Origin of the sequence: Chelativorans alearensis (genome assembly GCF_010993735.1) — a bacterium.
Classification (GTDB): domain Bacteria; phylum Pseudomonadota; class Alphaproteobacteria; order Rhizobiales; family Rhizobiaceae; genus Chelativorans; species Chelativorans alearense.
The window spans coordinates 56,695-76,623 of sequence record NZ_WQNI01000016.1; the positions used below are offsets into that span (position 1 = coordinate 56,695).

The 19,929-nt window shown below is 65.2% G+C and carries 20 protein-coding genes; 14 read left to right on the forward strand and 6 right to left on the reverse strand.

Annotated features, from left to right (window positions below; genetic code table 11):
- Nucleotides 1–9: 9 nt before the first annotated feature.
- The 5 genes from mltG to fabD all read right to left on the reverse strand — a co-directional run bounded on the left by mltG (nucleotide 10) and on the right by fabD (nucleotide 4,820).
- Nucleotides 10–1,188, reverse strand: coding sequence for an endolytic transglycosylase MltG (mltG, locus tag GPJ75_RS22415; RefSeq protein ID WP_163271531.1), 1,179 nt, complete (start codon nucleotides 1,186–1,188; stop codon nucleotides 10–12).
- 102 nt (nucleotides 1,189–1,290) lie between these two features.
- A complete protein-coding gene (fabF, locus tag GPJ75_RS22420) occupies nucleotides 1,291–2,547 on the reverse strand; it encodes a beta-ketoacyl-ACP synthase II (protein WP_163271533.1) in 1,257 nt (418 codons plus the stop codon).
- A gap of 56 nt (nucleotides 2,548–2,603) precedes the next feature.
- Complete coding sequence (locus GPJ75_RS22425) at nucleotides 2,604–2,840, reverse strand: acyl carrier protein (RefSeq protein ID WP_159590735.1); 237 nt, start codon at nucleotides 2,838–2,840, stop codon at nucleotides 2,604–2,606.
- A 253-nt stretch (nucleotides 2,841–3,093) separates the two neighbouring features.
- The gene (gene fabG / locus GPJ75_RS22430; protein WP_163271535.1) at nucleotides 3,094–3,831 is read right to left on the reverse strand and encodes a 3-oxoacyl-[acyl-carrier-protein] reductase; all 738 of its coding nucleotides are present in this window, start codon (nucleotides 3,829–3,831) and stop codon (nucleotides 3,094–3,096) included.
- 47 nt (nucleotides 3,832–3,878) lie between these two features.
- The gene (fabD, locus tag GPJ75_RS22435; protein WP_163271537.1) at nucleotides 3,879–4,820 is read right to left on the reverse strand and encodes an ACP S-malonyltransferase; all 942 of its coding nucleotides are present in this window, start codon (nucleotides 4,818–4,820) and stop codon (nucleotides 3,879–3,881) included.
- Between the two features lie 372 nt (nucleotides 4,821–5,192).
- On the opposite strand from fabD, the gene GPJ75_RS22440 reads away from it, so the two are divergent.
- The 3 genes from GPJ75_RS22440 to GPJ75_RS22450 are packed head-to-tail and all read left to right on the forward strand — an operon-like array spanning nucleotide 5,193 to nucleotide 7,803.
- Nucleotides 5,193–6,122, forward strand: a complete 930-nt coding sequence (locus tag GPJ75_RS22440) for an ABC transporter ATP-binding protein (protein ID WP_163271539.1) — start codon at nucleotides 5,193–5,195, stop codon at nucleotides 6,120–6,122.
- Nucleotides 6,119–6,880 (forward strand): ABC transporter permease, encoded by a 762-nt coding sequence (locus GPJ75_RS22445; RefSeq protein ID WP_159590725.1) that lies wholly within the window; start codon nucleotides 6,119–6,121, stop codon nucleotides 6,878–6,880. The genes GPJ75_RS22440 and GPJ75_RS22445 overlap by 4 nt, the downstream gene beginning before the upstream one ends.
- A gap of 26 nt (nucleotides 6,881–6,906) precedes the next feature.
- On the forward strand, nucleotides 6,907–7,803 hold the full coding sequence (locus GPJ75_RS22450; protein WP_163271719.1) for a S66 peptidase family protein: 897 nt from the start codon (nucleotides 6,907–6,909) through the stop codon (nucleotides 7,801–7,803).
- A gap of 35 nt (nucleotides 7,804–7,838) precedes the next feature.
- On the opposite strand, the gene GPJ75_RS22455 is transcribed toward GPJ75_RS22450, so the two are convergent.
- Complete coding sequence (locus tag GPJ75_RS22455; RefSeq protein WP_163271541.1) at nucleotides 7,839–8,177, reverse strand: type II toxin -antitoxin system TacA 1-like antitoxin; 339 nt, start codon at nucleotides 8,175–8,177, stop codon at nucleotides 7,839–7,841.
- 357 nt (nucleotides 8,178–8,534) lie between these two features.
- On the opposite strand from GPJ75_RS22455, the gene rpsF reads away from it, so the two are divergent.
- The 11 genes from rpsF to GPJ75_RS22510 all read left to right on the forward strand — a co-directional run bounded on the left by rpsF (nucleotide 8,535) and on the right by GPJ75_RS22510 (nucleotide 19,926).
- A complete protein-coding gene (gene rpsF, locus GPJ75_RS22460; protein WP_163271544.1) occupies nucleotides 8,535–8,996 on the forward strand; it encodes a 30S ribosomal protein S6 in 462 nt (153 codons plus the stop codon).
- Complete coding sequence (gene rpsR, locus GPJ75_RS22465; protein ID WP_159590719.1) at nucleotides 8,996–9,244, forward strand: 30S ribosomal protein S18; 249 nt, start codon at nucleotides 8,996–8,998, stop codon at nucleotides 9,242–9,244. The genes rpsF and rpsR overlap by 1 nt, the downstream gene beginning before the upstream one ends.
- 225 nt (nucleotides 9,245–9,469) lie before the next feature.
- The gene (gene rplI / locus GPJ75_RS22470) at nucleotides 9,470–10,105 is read left to right on the forward strand and encodes a 50S ribosomal protein L9 (protein WP_163271545.1); all 636 of its coding nucleotides are present in this window, start codon (nucleotides 9,470–9,472) and stop codon (nucleotides 10,103–10,105) included.
- A gap of 253 nt (nucleotides 10,106–10,358) precedes the next feature.
- On the forward strand, nucleotides 10,359–11,612 hold the full coding sequence (locus GPJ75_RS22475; protein ID WP_163271547.1) for a cyclopropane fatty acid synthase: 1,254 nt from the start codon (nucleotides 10,359–10,361) through the stop codon (nucleotides 11,610–11,612).
- Between the two features lie 218 nt (nucleotides 11,613–11,830).
- The gene (locus GPJ75_RS22480) at nucleotides 11,831–13,321 is read left to right on the forward strand and encodes a replicative DNA helicase (protein ID WP_163271549.1); all 1,491 of its coding nucleotides are present in this window, start codon (nucleotides 11,831–11,833) and stop codon (nucleotides 13,319–13,321) included.
- 20 nt (nucleotides 13,322–13,341) lie between these two features.
- Nucleotides 13,342–14,493, forward strand: a complete 1,152-nt coding sequence (alr, locus tag GPJ75_RS22485; protein ID WP_163271721.1) for an alanine racemase — start codon at nucleotides 13,342–13,344, stop codon at nucleotides 14,491–14,493.
- Nucleotides 14,494–14,692: 199 nt separating this feature from the next.
- A complete protein-coding gene (gene radA, locus GPJ75_RS22490; protein ID WP_163271551.1) occupies nucleotides 14,693–16,078 on the forward strand; it encodes a DNA repair protein RadA in 1,386 nt (461 codons plus the stop codon).
- Nucleotides 16,079–16,163: 85 nt separating this feature from the next.
- Entirely contained in the window at nucleotides 16,164–16,709 is a 546-nt protein-coding gene (locus GPJ75_RS22495; RefSeq protein ID WP_163271723.1) for a CvpA family protein, read from the forward strand.
- A 53-nt stretch (nucleotides 16,710–16,762) separates the two neighbouring features.
- Nucleotides 16,763–18,235, forward strand: coding sequence for an amidophosphoribosyltransferase (purF, locus tag GPJ75_RS22500; RefSeq protein ID WP_163271553.1), 1,473 nt, complete (start codon nucleotides 16,763–16,765; stop codon nucleotides 18,233–18,235).
- Between the two features lie 27 nt (nucleotides 18,236–18,262).
- Complete coding sequence (locus GPJ75_RS22505; RefSeq protein WP_163271555.1) at nucleotides 18,263–19,009, forward strand: SDR family NAD(P)-dependent oxidoreductase; 747 nt, start codon at nucleotides 18,263–18,265, stop codon at nucleotides 19,007–19,009.
- Nucleotides 19,010–19,206: 197 nt separating this feature from the next.
- A complete protein-coding gene (locus GPJ75_RS22510) occupies nucleotides 19,207–19,926 on the forward strand; it encodes a 2-acyl-glycerophospho-ethanolamine acyltransferase (RefSeq protein WP_163271558.1) in 720 nt (239 codons plus the stop codon).
- The last annotated feature ends 3 nt before the right edge of the window (nucleotides 19,927–19,929 follow it).

The window sequence follows — 19,929 nt, forward strand, 5'->3', positions numbered from 1 at the left end:
GCGGCCGCGTCAGTTGCGCTCATCGCCCTCTTGGGCATCGTTCTCGGCGGCCTCCGCCTCGGCCCTCCGTTCGCGCTCGATCTTGCGCCAGCGCGCCACGTTCTCGTTGTGCTCTTCGAGTGTCGTGGCGAAGACGTGTCCGCCCGTGCCGTCGGCGACGAAGTAGAGTTCGTCCGTCTGCGACGGATTGGCCACCGCCTCCAGCGCGGCACGGCCCGGATTGGCAATCGGCGTCGGCGGCAGGCCGTCGACCAGATAGGTGTTGTAGGGCGTTTCCTTGGCAAGGTCGGAGCGGTAGATGGGGCGGTCGGCCGGTTTGCCCTCGCCGCCGAACAGCCCATAGATGACCGTGGGGTCGGATTGCAGGCGCATGCCCCGCTCCAGCCGGTTGAGGAAGGCGGCGGCCACGCGCGAGCGCTCGTCGGCCTGGCCCGTCTCCTTCTCGACGATGGAGGCCAGTGTCACGAATTCGTCGATGTTCTGCAGCGGATGGTTCTCGGCGCGCCTTTCCCAGATGCTCTGGACGAGTTCTTCCTGCTGGGCTCTCAGCTTGGCGATAACCTCCTTGCGCGGCATGCCACGGGTGAAGCGCAGCGTGTCGGCGGCGAGGCTTCCCTCGGGAGGCGTTTCCTCGGGTATCTCGCCCGACAGTTCCTGGGTTGCAGCCACCGCCTTGAACACCTGGGCGACCGTACGCCCCTCGGGGATGGTGAGCGAATAGAGCACGGACTTGCCGCTCTCCAGAAGCTCCATGATCTCGGCCATGGAAGCGCCGGCCTTGATCTCGTATTCGCCGGCCTTGAGGCTAGCGTCGGCGCCATGCACGCGCAGGCCGATGAGGAAGATGCGCTGGTCGCTGATGAGGCCCTGGCGCTCCAGCATCTCGGCGATCTCACGCACGCCGGTATTGGGCCGAATGAGGATCGTCTCGGCCGCCGTCGACGGTCCCGGGCTCTCGAATTCGCGCTTGCCGAGATAGAGGACGACGCCGGTGACGATCACCAGGAAGACGACGGAAGAGACGACGAAATTCAGAAACACGACAAACTGGTTGCGCGACTGGCGCGAGCGCTTGGGCGGAGGTGGCGTTCCCGCCTCGGGGCGCAGCGCCTCGCGCGCCGACCTGGCGGCGAGCGGCCTTGCCGCCTGCTCAGACCTTCTGCCGAAATTGTCCGATTCTTCCGTCATCGCGTCAGCCGTCTCCTCTCCCGCGATCAGCGGATTCATCGCCACAAAGTGAGGCACAATAGCGTCAAATTTCCGGCGTCAAAGCCCCGATCGCACGCGCGATCAGGCTTCGAAGCGCCGGAACACCAGCGAGGCGTTGGTGCCGCCGAAGCCGAAGGAGTTGGACAAGGCCACGTCGATCTTGCGCTTGCGCGGCTTGTGCGGGACGAGATCGATCACCGTCTCGGCTTCCGGGTTGTCGAGATTGATGGTCGGCGGTGCCACACCGTCTCTGATGGCCAGGATCGAAAAGATCGCCTCGGCGGCACCCGCGGCCCCGAGAAGATGCCCGATAGAGGACTTGGTGGACGACATCGACACCTTGCCCGCCGCGTTGCCCATCAGGCGCTCGACCGCCTTGAGCTCGATGGTGTCGGCCATGGTGGAGGTGCCATGGGCGTTGATATAATCGACGTCGGCCGGCGTCAGGCTGGCACGCTTGATCGCCGCGCTCATGCAGCGGAACGCGCCATCGCCGTCCTCGGCGGGTGCCGTGATATGGTAGGCGTCACCCGTCAGGCCGTAGCCGACCACCTCGGCGTAGATCTTGGCGCCGCGCGCCTTGGCGTGCTCCAGTTCCTCGAGCACGACCACGCCGGCACCCTCGCCCATGACGAAACCGTCGCGGTCGCGGTCATAGGGGCGCGAGGCCTTTTCGGGCGTGTCGTTGAAGCGGGTGGAAAGCGCCTTGCAGGCGGAGAAGCCGGCAATCGACAGGCGGGTGACGGGCGATTCGGCGCCGCCGGCCAGCATCACATCGGCATCGCCCAGCATGATGAGGCGCGAGGCGTCGCCGATCGCGTGAGCGCCGGTGGAGCAGGCGGTGACCACGGCGTGGTTCGGCCCCTTCAAGCGATGGCGGATCGACACCTGGCCAGAAACCAGATTGATAATATTGCCGGGAATGAAGAACGGACTGATGCGGCGGGGGCCGCGCTCACGCAGAATGAGTGCGTTTTCGGCGATGCCCTCGATGCCGCCGATGCCGGAGCCGATCATGACGCCGGTGGCGTAGCGGTCGGCTTCGGTTTTCGGTTCCCAGCCCGAATCGGCCAACGCCTGGTCGGCGGCGGCGATGCCGTAGATGATGAAATCGCCGACCTTGCGTTGCTCGCGCGGCTCCAGGAAGGCATCCGGATCGAACGCCCCCTCCCCCTCGCGCGGGATGCTGTTGGCAACTTTGCACGGCAGGTCGTCGACCTCGAACTGGTCGATGCGCCTTGCCGCGCTCTTGCCGGAAAGCAGGCTCTTCCAGCCCAGCTCGGCGCCAAGGCCAAGCGGCGAGAGGAGCCCGATGCCGGTGACGACGACGCGTCTCATTTTTACGGAATGTCCCGCCATTGTGGCAGTTTCAGCCGGGAGCCAGCGCGCCGGCGTCAGGCAGTCGCCTTGTCGATGTACTTCACCGCGTCACCGACGGTGAGAATCGTCTCGGCCGCGTCATCAGGAATTTCGACGCCGAACTCTTCCTCGAAAGCCATCACCAGTTCGACGGTGTCGAGGCTGTCCGCGCCGAGATCGTCGATGAAGCTGGCCTGTTCGATGACCTTTTCGGCGTCGACGCCAAGATGCTCGACAACGATTTTCTTGACGCGTTCTGCAGTATCGCTCATGTGGGAACCCTCGACTTCATGAATTTCCGGTCTTCGTTAGCGGCAGGCTTGCCGCTAATCAAGCTGAAAAGATGACCGGATCAACGGCTTTCTCGCCCTTCACCAGCCGTCCTCGCCTTCTTTGATAGACAGCCAGCCGTACCGCGCGCGCCATATCACGATGCAGGGCAGGCGCCAAGCCGCTCCGTCAGAACCGTTTGATATTCTACTGCGGCGGGCACCTGTCGCGCCGCAGCGAATTCTCAAGCGGTCTCTAGATCATCACCATACCGCCGTTCACATGGATCGTCTGGCCGGTTACGTAGCCGGCTTCCGCGGAAGCCAGATAGACGACCGCGGAGGCGATCTCCCCGCCGGAGCCCATGCGCTTCATGGGAATGACACCCATGATGGCGTCGCGCTGCTTCTCGTTCAGCTTCTCGGTCATGGCCGATTCGATGAAGCCGGGGGCAACGCAGTTGACGGTGACGTTGCGGGTGGCGATCTCCTGGGCCAGCGATTTGGAAAAGCCGATGAGACCGGCCTTGGAGGCGCAGTAGTTGGCCTGGCCGGGGTTGCCGGTGACGCCGACCACGGACGAGATGTTGACGATGCGGCCGAAGCGGCGGCGCATCATGGGGTGGGTCAGCTCGCGCGTGAGGCGGAAGGCGGAGGTAAGGTTGACCTCCAGCACCGCGTCCCAGTCCTCGTCGCTCATGCGCACGAACAGGCCGTCGCGGGTGATGCCGGCATTGTTGACGAGGATGTCGACGCCTTCAAGCTCCGATTCCGCTTTTGCGGCCATGGCCTTGACTTCGTTGCGGTCGGACAGGTTGGCGGGAAATATCCGCGCGCGCTCCCCAAGCTCGCCTGCAAGGCTCTCCAGCTTCTCGACGCGCGTGCCGTGCAGGCCGACGATGGCGCCCTGTGCATGAAGAGCACGGGCAACGGCCTCGCCGATGCCGCCGGATGCTCCGGTGATGAGCGCCTTGCGGCCACTGAGATCGAACATGACCTTGTCCTTCTTCGAATCTGCCCGGGAAATTCCTACCACAACGCTCAGGCGAGCGCCTTGATCGCCGCGTCTATATCCACTGGCGCATTGACCGCGATCGCCTCGATATCCCGGTTGATGCGGCGGGCAAGGCCGGTCAGCACCTTGCCCGAGCCGATCTCGTAGAGCGTGCCGACGCCGTTCCCGCCGAACCACTCCACCGTCTCGCGCCAGCGTACACGGCCCGTGACCTGCTCGACCAGGCGGGCGGCGATCTCGTCGGGATCGCGGAGGGGAGTGACCGTGACATTGGCGAGGACAGGCACGGCAGGGGCGCTCTTGGCCACACCGGCCAGGGCTTCGCGCATGCGCTCGGCGGCAGGCGCCATGAGGGCGGAGTGGAAGGGGGCGGAGACCGGCAGCATGATGGCGCGCCTTGCCCCCCTGTCGGTGGCAAGCCTCGCCGCCTCCTCCACGGCGGGCGCGGCGCCGGAGATGACAAGCTGGCCGCCGCCATTGTCGTTGGCGACCTGGCAGACCGTGCCCTTTCCGGCTTCCACGCAGACCGCCTCGACGTCATCCGTCTCAAGGCCGATGATGGCCGCCATGGCACCCTCGCCCACCGGGACGGCGGCCTGCATGGCGTTGCCGCGGATGCGCAGGAGGCGGGCCGTGTCGGCAAGCGAGAAGGTGCCGGCCGCGCAAAGGGCCGAATATTCGCCCAGCGAATGGCCGGCGACATAGGCGACCTTGTCTTTCAGCGACAGGCCGCCCTTCTCCATCACGCGGATAGCCGCCATGGAGACCGCCATCAGCGCGGGCTGGGCGTTGGCCGTCAGCGTCAATTCGTCCTCCGGCCCTTCCCACATGAGCTTGGAGAGCTTTTGGGCGAGCGCCTCGTCCACCTCGTCGAAGACCGCGCGCGCTTCCGGAAAAGCTTCGGCCAGATCGCGTCCCATGCCGACCGCCTGGCTGCCCTGGCCGGGAAAAGTGAAGGCGATGCTCATTGCCGGCTACTCCCACGTGTTTTGCTTGCCCGTTTGGGGCGCACGTGGTGGCGCAACAGCCAGGCCACGTCAAGCCTTTTGCCGGTGTCCGCGCCGGCGGCGGACACGAGAGGTGGCGGCCGCGCTGATCGGCCTGCCTGTCCTCAAGTGTGCGCAGCTTGCGCTGATCGCCGAGATGAACCCGGCAAACGATTGATTTTGCGGGATTCTGCGGCGGCCGTGTCAGGAAATGTAACCCTCTCCGAAACGCCGGTATGGCAACCGGAGACCAAGTGGCCTATATGAGACCGGCTTTGGCTTTCAGTGCCGTTCGGCGTGCCGCACCGTGGCGCGTATCGAGTGCCGTTCCATTCCCCAGCCATACGGTCTTCCATGCAGCACGCGATCTCCATTTCCAGACTTTCCAAAGTTTACGATTCGGGTCTTGCAGCCCTGCAAGAGGTCGACCTCGACATCCACAACGGCGAGATCCTCGCCCTGCTCGGCCCCAACGGCGCCGGCAAGACGACGCTGATCTCCATCGTCTGCGGCATCGTCAACGCGACCAATGGCAAGGTCAGCGTGCAGGGCCACGACATCATCAGCGAGTTCCGCGCCGCGCGGGAACTCATCGGGCTGGTGCCGCAGGAACTGCACGTGGAGACCTTCGAGACCGTGTGGGACACGGTGAGCTACAGCCGCGGCCTGTTCGGCAAGAAGCCGAAGCCCGAACTCATCGAGCAACTCCTCAGGGACCTCACCCTGTGGGACAAGAAGGACAATAAGATCCTCGAGCTTTCCGGCGGCATGAAGCGGCGAGTCATGATCGCCAAGGCCCTGGCGCACGAGCCGAAGATCCTGTTCCTCGACGAGCCGACGGCGGGCGTCGACGTGGAATTGCGCAAGGACATGTGGCAGCTGGTGCGGCGGCTGCGCGAGGAGGGCGGCGTGACCATCATCCTCACCACCCACTATATCGAGGAGGCGGAGGAAATCGCCGACCGGGTGGGCGTGATCAACAAGGGCCGGCTGATCCTGGTGGAGGAGAAGAACGAGCTGATGCGCAAGCTCGGCAAGAAGCAGCTCACGCTCGAGCTGAACGACGTTCTGGAATCGCTCCCCGAAGCGCTCGGCCGCTACGATCTCGATCTGGAGAACGGCGGCGAGCGCCTCGTCTACCGCTACGACACGCAGGCAGAGCGCACGGGCATCGGCTCGCTGCTTGCCGACCTCAACCGGGCGGGAATCTCGATCAAGGACCTCGACACCGAGCAGAGCTCGCTTGAGGACATCTTCGTCACCCTGGTGGAGGAAACGCGGTGAATTTCGAGGCCGTCAAAGCGATCTATATCTTCGAGATGGCGCGCATGCGGCGCACCCTGCTTCAAAGCGTGGTGTCGCCGGTGCTTTCCACCTCGCTCTATTTCATCGTCTTCGGCGCCGCCATCGGCTCGCGCATCGAGGAGATCAACGGCGTTCCCTACGGCTCCTTCATCGTGCCGGGGCTGATGATGCTGACGCTTCTGCAGAACTCGATCTCCAACGCCTCCTTCGGCATCTATTTCCCGAAATTCGTCGGAACGATCTACGAGGTGCTGTCGGCACCCATCTCCTTCCTCGAAATCGTGCTTGGCTATGTGGGGGCGGCGGCGACCAAGTCGCTCATCCTCGGCACCATCATCCTGGCGACGGCGCATCTCTTCGTGCCCATCGAGATCCGCCATCCCTTCTGGATGCTGTTCTTCCTGGTGGCGACCGCGGTCACCTTCAGCCTGTTCGGCTTCATCATCGGCATCTGGGCCGACAATTTCGAGAAGCTGCAGCTCATTCCGCTGCTCGTTGTCACGCCGCTGGTCTTCCTCGGCGGCTCGTTCTACTCCATCGAGATGCTGCCCGAATTCTGGCAGAAGGTGACGCTCGCCAATCCGGTGCTCTACCTCATCAGCGGCTTCCGCTGGAGCTTCTACGAGACGTCGGACGTGAGCGTGACGGTCAGCATCGCCATGATCTCGCTGTTCCTGGCGCTGTGCCTGGGGCTGGTGTGGTGGATCTTCAAGACGGGGTATCGGCTGAAGGTGTGAGGGATGGAGCCGGCGTGATTGCCGTGATGCCGCCAAGGCTGAAACCGGGCGATACGGTCCGTTTCGTCTCTCCCGCAAGCACGCCTGAGAGGGATCAGATTCTCCGGCGTGCCGAGTTGCTGGAGAGCTGGGGCCTCAAGGTGGAGTTCGGCGCACGCGCCTTTTCCAGCTTCGCCCGTTTCGCTGGCACCGATGAAGAGCGCCTCGCCGACCTCAACGATGCGCTCCGGGACCCCAACGTGCGGGGGATAATTGCTACACGCGGCGGCAAGGGCTCCTACCGGATTGCCGACCGGCTCGACTTCGACGCCGTTCGACGCGATCCGAAGCTGCTCGTCGGCTTCAGCGACATCACCATCCTGCATCTGATGCTTTGGAAGCAGTGTGGGCTGATCGGCGTGCACGGAGCGGTGACCCTTTGGGAGCCCTGCCGCGCCTTTATGCAAAATATCCTAATGGGGTCGGACGACATCGTGATCCAATCCCGCGCGGAGGAGCCGACATCCGCTCTAACGACGGAAGGGCGCGCGCAGGGCCGGCTTATCGGGGGCAATCTTGACATGCTCGCGACGGCCGCGGGCTGGGCATTGCCGAGCCTGAAGGGAGCTATTCTTCTGGTGGAAGCGGTGAACTCCCGTCTGGGTCAGGTCGACCGGCAGTTGACGATGCTCCGCAAGGGCGGCCACTTGGACGGTTTGGCGGCCGTCGCCGTCGGCCGGTTCACAGGCTTCGAGCTTACAGGCGACTTCACGATCATCGATCTGCTACGGGAGCATCTCGATCGACTGGATGTTCCCATTCTCGGTGGATTGCCGTTGGGCCATGACAAGGAGCCACTTGCCACCCTTGTGGGAGCTTCGGCGTTTCTGGACGCTGCGGCTGGAAAGCTTACGGCAACCAGAAGCACAGCAAATTCTCACTGAATGGCGCCGCTTACGACCACGCTATCTTAGGCAGATCAGGTGTGGGAGTTCGGTGGCAACGAGGGACCAGTTCTGCGCCCTGAACCAGACAAATCCGACTGTTCGACAAGCTCTCCATGAAGCTTGGCAGAGCGACGAAGCCGTGCGTTAGGCTCTGGCGGATTGATGAGCGCTTCCGCGAAACGCATCTGGTCTTCGGGCGTCAGACGCGGGACATTCGCCTGCTCCAAGGGTTGGTGTACACCTTTACTGTGCTTCTCCCAAATAGCCATGCGACGCTCCTCATGCGGTATACCCTTGTCATCGAAATCGGCGAACATCGCCCGAGACGAGATGGATAGGCAGACACCTTCGATCTCGTTCAGCTTTGTCATTGCCTCACGTCCGACGATAAACTTGCCAGTTCGGGCATCACGCTTGATAGAACTTCTCTCGGCCATATGCTCACAATATCACGGTTCACTCGCACTGCCAGGCATTCTCACCCGGCCACACCCTTGCATCCAGCCCAAAACCCTGTATATACGCGCCGTCTGCCGGTCCCAGTTGGGGGCTGAACGGAGGGCCGGGTGTTTGTCGCCCGTTGTGAAGGCAAAAGTCTTCCGCCTCCCGTGTCTCCGCTCTCGACCGTCTCCAATACGCGCCTTTCTTCTCCGGCCAAGCCGGCAAGATAGGTCGCTGAGGCTTTAGCCGCTGGGGCCCGACGGACGGAACAGAAGAAAGGCAAGACAATGGCTCTATACGAACATGTGTTTCTTGCCCGGCAGGACCTCTCGCAGCAGCAGGTCGATGCGCTCCTTGAGCAATACAAGGGTGTCATCGAGAACGGCGGAGGCACGATCGGCCGGGTCGAGAACTGGGGACTGAAGTCCCTCGCCTACCGGATCAAGAAGAACCGCAAGGCCTATTTCACGCTCGTGGACATCGACGCGCCGGCAGATGCCGTCAAGGAGATGGAGCGGCAGATGGGACTTTCCGAGGACGTGCTGCGCTTCATGACTGTGCGCGTTGACGCGCACGAGGAAGGCCCGTCGGCGATGATGCAGCGCCGCGACGACCGCGGCCCGCGCCGCGACGACCGTGGCCCGCGCCGTGACGACCGCGGCCCGCGCGGCGACCGCGACGACCGTCCGCGCTTTGATCGCGATGACCGCCCGCGCCAGCCGCGCGAAGCCAGTGAGGGAGGCCAATAATGGTCGACATCAACCAGATCCCGACGCGGCGCCCCTTCCACCGCCGCCGCAAGACCTGCCCGTTCTCCGGCTCGAACGCGCCGAAGATCGACTACAAGGACGTCAAGCTCCTGCAGCGCTACATTTCCGAGCGCGGCAAGATCGTGCCGTCGCGCATCACCGCGGTGAGCCAGAAGAAGCAGCGCGAGCTTGCCAGGGCGATCAAGCGGGCGCGCTTCCTGGGCCTTTTGCCCTACGTGGTGAAGTAAGACCGGCTGCGGGCGCATTTGCGCCCGCAGCCCCTCCCCGCGGCGGGCGCGGATCGAGGGACAGGAAAATCCCGAGTTGGGGCAAGGCCCCTAACTGCCAGAAGGGCAGGACAGCGAACCTGAAGCCGCAAGGCACCCGTTTCCTGACCTGCCTTCCATGCTCAAGCGGCGACTAGCCGCCGAAGCCCAAGCGGCTGATTGCCGCCTGAAGAAGGAAACGGAACGATGGAAATCATTCTCCTGGAACGCATCCCGCGGCTCGGCCAGATGGGCGACGTCGTGAAGGTCAAGGACGGCTTTGCGCGCAACTTCCTGCTGCCGCAGGGCAAGGCGCTGCGCGCCAACGAGGCCAACAGGAAAAAGTTCGAGACGCAGCGCGTCGAGCTCGAGGCGCGCAACCTGGAGCGGAAGAAGGAAGCCGAGGGCGTCGCCGAGAAGCTCGACGGCCAGAGCTTCGTCGTCATCCGCTCGGCCGCCGAGACGGGACAGCTCTACGGCTCCGTCTCGCCGCGCGACATCGTCGAGGTGCTGGACGAGAACGGCTTCAAGATCGGCCGCAACCAGGTCGATCTCAACCAGCCGATCAAGACGATCGGTGTGATGAACGTGGCGATCGCGCTGCACCCCGAGGTCGTCGTGACCATCAGCCTCAACGTTGCCCGCTCGGCCGAGGAGGCGGAGCGCCAGGCGCAGGGCGAGACGCTGGATTCGGCCGAGGCGATCTACGGCGAGGACGTCAACGAGAGCGCCCGGCCGGAGGAGTTCTTCGACCCGGAAGCCGAGTTCGCGGAGCCGGAAGAGGCGGAGGAGACCGCTGCCGAGGAGGCGCCCGCCGGAGGCGAGGAGGAAGAGAAGGCCTGAGCCGGGCCTTCCGTGGGTATGCTTTGAGGGGCCGGGCGGCAACGTCCGGCCCCACACTTTTTGTGAGCCAATATTTCAGGCGAATTGAGCCAATTGTGTCCAGAGGGTCGTCAGCGCCGTATTGGGCGGATTGCGGCGTTTCTCGCGATGTCAGCAGTCTTTTCGCCGTGGGTGCAGGCGAGCCTCGGGAACCCTTTTCAACCGAGGCGCTTGTGATACATAATCGCAACATCCCAGGCTAGCGGGGTGAGTGATGAACCAGTTGCTTGCGAAACTTGCTTCCCGCCTCGTGCGGTCGGGCTCCCTGAGCATCACGGACGCGGACGGCGCGGTGCACCGTTTCGGCGACGGGTCCGGCGAACCGGTGCATATCGTCATCCATTCGAGGAGAGCCGAGCGGGCGATCGCACTCGACCCGATGCTGGCGGTTCCTGAAAGCTATATGGAGGGCGAACTGGATTTCGAGCAGGGCGACGTCCTGGCGCTGCTCAAGCTCAGCTATCAGAACCTGGAGGGCGCCGGCGCTGAGGCGTTCGTCATGAAGCTGGGCGAAGGCGTGCGTTATCTTTTCCGCCGCCTGCACCAGTTCAACCCCGCCAGCCGTTCCAAGCGCAACGTCGCACGCCATTACGACCTCTCGGGCGAGCTCTACCGGATTTTCCTCGACGAGGATATGCAGTACTCCTGCGCCTATTTCCCTGACCCGGACACTTCCCTGGAAGAGGCGCAGCGCGCCAAGAAGCGCCACATCGCCGCCAAGCTGGCGCTGGAGCCGGGCCAGAAGGTGCTCGACATCGGCTCCGGATGGGGCGGGCTGGGGCTCTATCTGGCGCGCCAGTTCGACGTCGACCTCCTCGGCGTCACCCTGTCGGAAGAGCAGCACGCGGTCTCCCGGAAGCGGGCGAAGGAGGAGAAGCTCGACGGCAAGGCGCGCTTCGAGATCGCCGACTACCGGGCGCTTTGCGGACCGTTCGACCGTATCGTCTCGGTCGGCATGTTCGAGCATGTGGGCATCAACCACTACCGCACCTTCTTCGACAAGTGCGCACAGCTCTTGAGCGACGACGGCGTGATGCTCCTGCACACGATCGGCCGCACCTCCGGACCGACGGTCACCAATGCCTTCATCCGCAAGCACATCTTCCCCGGCGGCTACATCCCTTCCCTTTCGGAGGTGATTCCGGCGATCGAGAAGTCCGGCCTCTTGATCACCGATATCGAGGTGCTGAGGCTGCACTATGCGGAGACGCTGAAGAACTGGCGCGAGCGCTTCCTGGCCAATCGCGACAAGGTTCTGGAGATCTATGACGAGCGTTTCGCACGCATGTGGGAATTCTATCTCGCCGGCTCCGAGGCCTCCTTCCGCTGGCAGGATATGGTGGTCTTCCAGATCCAGCTCGCCAAGAAGCGCGAAACGCTGCCGCTGACACGCGATTATATCGGCGAGACGGAGAAGCGGCTGGCCGCCCCCAACGGGCGAAAGACGTTTACCGACGCGGCCGAATAGGAATATTATCCACCCTACGCTGGTGATTCGCTGTCAAGCATGGAAAACGCAGGAATGCGTTTTCCACGGTGCGCGGCGCGATTGCGTGTGGATAGCGGGATGCTTCGGCACAACAGCCTTACGCAGCGGCGCGCAAAGGTCTACGAGAGAACGGTTTTGGGGGCGCCGGATTTGTCCGCTGTTATCCGGCAGCCATAATAGCGACAAACGGAAATCCGATGGCTGAAGCAGTCCGCAAGCTGAACACGGCGGAAACGCCTCTTTATCGCGAGGCACCCAACAATATCGAGGCCGAGCAGGCCCTGCTCGGCGCCATCCTCGTCAACAACGACGCCTTCTACCGCGTTTCGGACTTCCTGAAGTCGACCCATTTCTACGAGCCGCTGCACCGCAAGATATACGAGGTGGCGGGCGAACTCATCCGCATGGGCAAGATGGCCAATCCGGTGACCATCAAGACGTTCCTGCCCGCCGACGAGAAAGTGGGCGAGATGACGGTGCAGCAGTATACCGCGCGGCTCGCCGCGGAGGCCGTCACCGTCATCAACGCCGCCGACTACGGCCGCGCCATCTATGACCTCGCCATCCGCCGGGCGCTGATCACCGTCGGCGAGGACATGGTCAACATCGCCTATGACGCGCCTGTCGATATGGCGCCGGGCGAGCAGATCGAGGATGCGGAGCGGCGGCTGTTCGAGCTTGCCGAGACCGGGCGCTACGACGGCGGTTTCGAAAGCTTCGGCGATGCCACCAAGATCGCCGTCGACATGGCCAACGCCGCCTTCATGCGCGACGGGCATCTGTCCGGCATCGCCACGGGCCTGCGCGACCTCGACCGGCGCATGGGCGGCCTGCAGCCGTCGGACCTCATCATCCTTGCCGGCCGCCCCGGCATGGGCAAGACGTCGCTTGCCACCAATATCGCCTTCAACATCGCCAACGCCTACGAGCCGGCGCCGCAGGCCGACGGCTCCTTCGCCGCGGCCAATGGCGGCGTTGTCGGCTTCTTCTCGCTGGAAATGTCGTCGGAGCAGCTGGCCACCCGCATCATCTCCGAGCAGACGGAAATCCCCTCCTCCAAGATCCGCCGCGGCGAGATCTCCGAGGCCGATTTCGAGAAGCTGGTGGGCTGCGCGCAGATGATGCAGAAGATCCCGCTCTTCATCGACCAGACGGGCGGCATCTCCATCGCCCAGCTCGCCGCGCGCGCAAGGCGGCTGAAGCGCCAGCGCGGGCTCGACGTTCTCGTCATCGACTACGTGCAGCTCATGCAGGGCACCAGTGCCCGCGCCCAGCAGAACCGCGTGCAGGAGATCACCGAGATCACCACCGGGCTGAAGGCGCTCGCCAAGGAGCTCGCCGTGCCGATCCTCGCGCTCTCCCAGCTTTCCCGTCAGGTGGAAAGCCGCGAGGACAAGCGCCCGCAGCTTTCGGACCTGCGCGAATCGGGCTCCATCGAGCAGGACGCCGACGTGGTTCTCTTCGTCTACCGCGAGGAGTATTATCTGGGCAACCGCGAGCCGAAGCCCGGCACGGAAGAGTACATCAAGTGGGAGAGCGAGATGAACGAGGCGCGCGGTAAGGCCGAGGTCATCATCGCCAAGCAGCGCCACGGGCCTACAGGCTCCGTCAATCTCGGCTTCCAGGGCGAGTTCACCCGCTTCTCCGACCTTGCCGAGGATTCCCACCTGCCGGAGCGTTTCGAGTAGAGGTGCCCTATTTGCCCGACATGACCGGCAGCGGGCCAGCGCCGCATCTGGCGGGGGGGCGGCTGACCGTCGATCTTTCCGCGCTGGCGGCGAATTACCGCCTTTTGGCAAAACGCTCGGCGCCGGCGCAGGCGGCCGCCGTGGTGAAGGCCGATGCCTACGGGCTTGGCCTTGGCCCCGTGGCGCGTGCGCTCTGGGCGGCGGGATGCCGGCGCTTCTTCGTGGCGCTGCCGGCGGAGGGCCTGGCGCTGCGCACCGTCCTGCCGGATGCGGAAATCTTCGTCTTCAACGGGCTTTTCGGCCCGGAAGCGGCGGCCGCCTACCGCGAGGGGCGGCTGATCCCGGTTCTCAACGCGCAGAGCGATCTTTCCATCTGGGAAGCCTATGGCTGGGACGACGGCGATACGCCGCGCCCCTGCGCCATCCATGTCGAGACCGGCATGAACCGGCTTGGCCTGGCGCCGGAGCGGGCCCGCACCCTGGCGGAGGAAAACGCGCTGACGAATGCGCTCACCCCGGTCCTGGTGATGAGCCACCTCGCCTGCGCGGACACGCCCGGCCACCCCATGAACCGGCGGCAACTTGAATCCTTTCAGGCACTTCGGGCGCTTTTCCCAGAAACCGAATCAAGCCTTGCCAACTCCGCCGGCATCTTCCTCGGCGGCGACTACCTGTGCGATGTCACACGGCCGGGCATCGCGCTCTACGGCGGGGCGCCGGTCAGCGACGCGGCAAACCCGATGCGGCCGGTCGTGACGGCGGAAGCGCGCGTGGCGCAGGTGAAGCAGGTGCGCGCCGGCGACGCCGCCAGCTACGGCGCCACCCCGCTTCATCGCGACACGATCATCGCCGTCGCCTCCACCGGCTATGCCGACGGCTACCATCGCGCCGCCTCGGGCGGCGGCGTGCCCTTGCGCGATGTGCGCGGCGGCGCCAGCGGCTTCATCCACGGGCACGAGGCGCCGGTCGTCGGCCGGGTGACGATGGACCTCACGCTTTTCGACGTCACCGCGCTCGGGCCGGACGCGGTGGCGGTGGGCGACCACATCGAACTGTTCGGGCCGAACATGCCGATCGATGCCGTGGCGGAGGCGGCCGGGACGGTCGCCTACGAGCTTTTGACGTCGCTGGGGCGGCGGTATCACCGCGAGTATGTGGGGGGTGGGGTGTGAGCCAATCGCTGAACTGCAACGACCTATCCATACGTGCGTCATCCCGGAAGCCGGAGCGAAGCGGAGGCTGTCCGGGACCCATTCCGGAATGTGGAAGAGTCACGGAATGGATCCCGGCTCGCGGGAGCAAAGCTCCCTTGGCCGGGATGACGCGCGCGGAGCGAGAAACAGCAGCCAACCGCACCAGGGCCGCCCACTGATGGCCAAGTCCCGCGTCCAGTTCGTCTGCCAGAACTGCGGCACCGTGCATGCCCGTTGGGCGGGCAAGTGCGATGGCTGCGGCGAGTGGAACACGCTTGTCGAGGAAGGCACCGTCGGCGGCATCGGCGCGGGGCCGCAGTCCCTGCGCAAGGCGCGGGCCGGCCGCGCCGTGGCGCTGACGACGCTTTCCGGCGACATCGAGGACGCGCCGCGCATCGTCACCGGCATCGGCGAACTGGACCGGGCGACGGGCGGCGGCTTCGTGCGCGGCTCGGCGCTTCTGGTGGGCGGCGATCCGGGCATCGGTAAATCCACCCTTTTGACCCAGGCGGCGGCCGCCCTTGCCGCGAGGGGCCACCGCGTCATCTACGTCTCGGGCGAGGAGGCGGTGGCGCAGATCAGGCTCAGGGCACAGCGGCTTGGCGTGGCGGAGACGCCGGTGGAGCTTGCCGCCGAGACCAATGTCGAGGACATCCTGGCCACCATCGGCGACGGCAAGAGGCCCGATCTCGTCATCCTCGATTCCATCCAGACGCTGTGGACCGACCTTGCCGAATCGGCGCCGGGCACGGTGACGCAGGTGCGTGCGTCGGCCCAGGCGATGATCCGCTATGCCAAGTCGACGGGGGCGGCCATCGTGCTCGTCGGCCACGTCACCAAGGAAGGGCAGATCGCCGGCCCGCGCGTGGTCGAGCACATGGTGGACGGCGTTCTTTATTTCGAGGGCGAAGGCGGGCATCACTACCGCATCCTGCGCACGGTGAAGAACCGTTTCGGCCCGACGGACGAGATCGGCGTCTTCGAGATGGGGGACAAGGGCCTGCGCGAGGTGCCGAACCCATCGGAGCTTTTCCTGGGCGAGCGTAGCGCGGCCGCACCCGGTGCCGCCGTCTTCGCCGGCATGGAGGGCACGCGGCCGGTGCTGGTGGAGATCCAGGCGCTCGTCGCCCCCTCCCCGCTCGGCACGCCGCGGCGCGCCGTGGTGGGTTGGGATTCGCCAAGGCTTTCCATGGTGCTGGCGGTGCTCGAAGCCCACTGCGGCGTGCGTTTCGCCACCCATGACGTGTACCTGAACGTGGCCGGTGGCTACCGCATATTCGAACCGGCGGCGGATCTGGCGGTGGCGGCCGCGCTCGTCTCCTCGCTCACCGGGCTTGCCCTGCCCGCCGATTGCGTCTATTTCGGCGAAATCAGCCTCTCGGGCGCCGTCCGCCCGGTCGCGCATGCGGCAAGCCGGCTCAAGGAAGCCGAGAAGCTCGGTTTCGGCCAGGCCGTCATGCCGCCGGGAAACGAAGAGCCCGCTGGCGGCATTTCGGCGCAGGCATGGCGGCCGGAGGGACTTGCGGATCTCGTTGCCCGGATCGCCGGGTCGCGTGCGCCGTGAAGGAGAAAAACCTTGGCGGATTGGCTGGCAGGATACGGGAAGAAGCGGTATTGGGCGTGCTTCCTAAAACGGAGTTGGGTTGACGATGCCAATCACGCTGCTTGACGGAATCCTCGTCGGCTTCACGCTCGTCTCGGCGATGCTGGCCATGGTGCGCGGATTCTCGCGCGAAATCCTGTCCATCGCCTCCTGGGCGATTGCCGCGATTGCCGCCTATTTCTTCTACCCGTTGGTGCTGCCCTATGTGACGCCCTATATAGGCAATGCGATGGTCGCTCTGGTGGCGGCGGCGGCAGGGGTATTCTTTGTCGCGCTCATCATCGTGACGGTGATCACGATGAAGCTGGCCGACTTCATCATCGATTCCAGGGTCGGCGCGCTCGACCGCACGCTGGGCTTCCTGTACGGCGCGGTGCGCGGCATCCTGGTGATGGCGGTGGCGCTTTTGTTCCTGAACTGGCTCCTGGGTGCGAACCCGCCGAGCTGGGTCGCGGAAGCGAAGTCGCGCCCGCTCCTCGAGGGCGTCGGAGTGTGGCTGCAGGACCTGCTGCCCGACGACCCGGAGACATCGATCCTCGACCGCGTGTCGCCCGGCTCGAATGCGGCGGGCGAGGCGGAGACGAACAACTGACGGCCCGGAAGGCCGCCAGAAGGTAAGCAAACCAAGGCACGAGGCGGCCAGCGATGGCGGACGACACAAATTTGCCTTTCATGGGCGAAGCCGACGATCATTTCCACGACGAGTGCGGCGTGTTCGGCATCTTCGGGCGCCAGGACGCGGCGGCCATCGCCACGCTGGGCCTGCACGCCCTGCAACACCGCGGCCAGGAGGCCGCCGGCATCGTCTCCTTCGACGGCACCCAGTTCCATGTCGAGCGGCATATCGGGCTTATCGGCGACACTTTCACCAAACCCACCGTCATCGAGCGGCTGAACGGCTCCCGCGCAATCGGCCACACCCGCTATTCGACCACCGGCGGCTCGGGCCTGCGCAACGTGCAGCCTTTCTTTGCCGAGCTTGCCGAGGGCGGGCTGGCGGTCGCCCATAACGGCAACATCACCAACGCGATGACCGTGCAGCGCCGGCTGCAGAAGCAAGGCTCGATCTTCTCCTCCACGTCCGACACCGAAACCATCATGCACCTGGTGGCGACCAGCAAGGAGCGCGACACCAACGCCCGCTTCATCGACGCGGTGCGCCAGCTGGAAGGCGCCTTCTCGCTGGTGGCGCTGACATCGAAGAAGATGATCGGCTGCCGCGACCCCCTGGGCATCCGCCCGCTGGTGCTGGGCGACCTCGACGGCGCCTCTATCCTGGCCTCGGAGAGCTGCGCGCTCGATATCATCGGCGCCCGCTTCGTCCGCGACCTCGGGCCGGGCGAGATGGTGGTGGTCACCGAACAGGGGATCGAGAGCTTCTTCCCCTTCAAGAAGGCCAAGCAGCGCTTCTGCATCTTCGAATACGTCTATTTCGCGCGGCCCGATTCCTCGGTCGAAGGCCGCAACGTCTACGAGGTGCGCAAAGAGATCGGCGCCGAGCTGGCGCGCGAGAACCCGGTTGAGGCCGACATCGTCGTGCCGGTGCCTGATTCGGGCACGCCGGCGGCCATCGGCTTTGCCCAAGCGGCCGGCCTTCCCTTCGAGCTCGGCATCATCCGCAACCACTATGTGGGCCGCACCTTCATCCAGCCGACCGATTCCATCCGCCACATGGGCGTGAAGCTGAAGCACAACGCCAACCGCCGCCTGATCGAGGGCAAGCGCGTGGTGCTGGTGGACGATTCCATCGTGCGCGGCACGACGAGCCAGAAGATCGTGCAGATGGTGCGCGATGCGGGAGCGACGGAAGTGCACATGCGCATCGCCTCGCCGCCGACGCGCGCTTCCTGCTTCTACGGCGTCGACACGCCGCAGACGGCGAAGCTGCTTGCCTCCCGCATGTCCGTTGAGGAGATGGCGGCGTTCATCCGCGTCGATTCGCTCGGGTTCCTCTCCATCGACGGGCTTTACCGCGCGGTCGGCGAAGCGGCGCGCAACAACGGTGAGCCGCAGTTCTGCGACGCCTGCTTCACCACCGAATACCCGACGGAGCTGACCGACCACCACGGCACCGACAACGTGCGCCAGCTCTCGCTGCTGGCGGCGGGCGGGCAGTAGGCGCCACGCAAGCGGGATCATTCATCCATGACAAACTCCCTCGACCTTTCAGGCCGCATCGCGCTCGTCACCGGCGCCTCGCGCGGCATCGGCTATTTCGTCGCCAGGGAGCTGGCGGCGGCGGGCGCCCATGTGGTCGCCGTGGCGCGCACCGTGGGCGGGCTTGAGGAACTGGACGACGAGATCAAGGCGGGCGGCGGCGAGGCGACGCTGGCGCCGCTGGACCTGGCCGACATGGCCGGCATCGACCGCCTGGGCGGCGCCATCCACGAGCGCTGGGGCAAGCTCGACATCCTGGTGGCCAATGCCGGCATCCTCGGCACCATTTCGCCCATCGGCCATGTGGAGGCGAAGACCTTCGAGAAGGTGATGGCCATCAACGTGACGGCCACCTGGCGGCTGATACGCTCGGTCGACCCGCTTCTGAGGGCCTCCGACGCAGGGCGCGCCATCGTCATGTCGTCGGGTGCCGCCCATTCCGCCCGCGCCTTCTGGGCGCCCTATGCGGCGTCCAAGGCCGCCGTCGAGGTCCTGGTGCGCTCGTGGGCGGACGAGACCAAGAACATGCCGCTCAGGGTCAACTCGGTCAACCCGGGGGCCACGCGCACGGCGATGCGGGCGCAGGCGATGCCCGGCGAGGACCCGCAGACCCTGCCGCATCCGGGCGAAGTGGCGGCGAAAATCCTGCCGCTGGCAAGCCCGGCGCTGACGCAGACCGGGCTCGTCTTCGACGTCCCCAAGGACCGCTTCCTGCACTACCGGATGCCGGAATAGGGCCCTTTCCCCCAAAACGCGATTGACCTTGCCCGGTCTTCGGTTACCCTCGCGCGGAGCGGCCACCAGAAGCCGCGGCAGGGAGAGAGCGCCGTCGGCCATTGTTGCGGTGAATCAAGTCGCGGCTCCAACTTATTGTTTATGTGAAAAATTAGACCGATTGCGGAGACCGGCCTGCGGCTGGGAGGTGCGGAAGAATGACGATAGCCATTGCGCTTGTGGCAGCGATCCTGGCTTTGTGGCTCGCCGCCGCGGTCTATTGCCGAATGCGGCGGGGCATGAGCCTGCACCAGGCGATGCTCTATGCGCCGCTGAAGGTTCTCTTCCGCATCGGCGACGGCGCCATCGCCAGGGCCCGCGCGGCGCAGCCGCCTGTCATCTATGCGGTGTGGCACAGCTCGCGGCTGGAGCCGGCGCTGATGCTCGCCCTCTTGCCGGATGATACGCTGCATATCCTCGATGAGGACTCGGCTGAGGCGTGGTGGCTCGATCCATGGCGGGCGCTGGCGCGCAATATTGTCTTCAACGCGCAGCATGTCTTCGTCAGCCGGCGTCTGGTGCGCCGTTTGAGGGGCGGAGGCCGGCTCGCTGTCTACCTGCCCGACGAGGAGGCGCCCGATCCCAAAGCCTTCCGCCTCTTCCGGGCGATCGCCCGCATCGCCGCAAAGGCGGAGGCGCGCGTGGTGCCGATCCACGTGGAAGGCTCTGAACGGTCGCTCTTCGCGCTGGCGCCGAACGGCGGGCGGCGGCCTCTGCCGCGCCTTTCGGTGGCCACGCTCGAACCCCTGACCATCGCCGAAATGATAGCGCTCGCGCCGACCGAGCCAAAACCGATGGCCGCCAACGCGCTGTTCGGCCGCATGCTGGCGGTCCGCCGCACGGCACCGCAGAAGATGGAAGACCGGGAGATGGCGTAATGT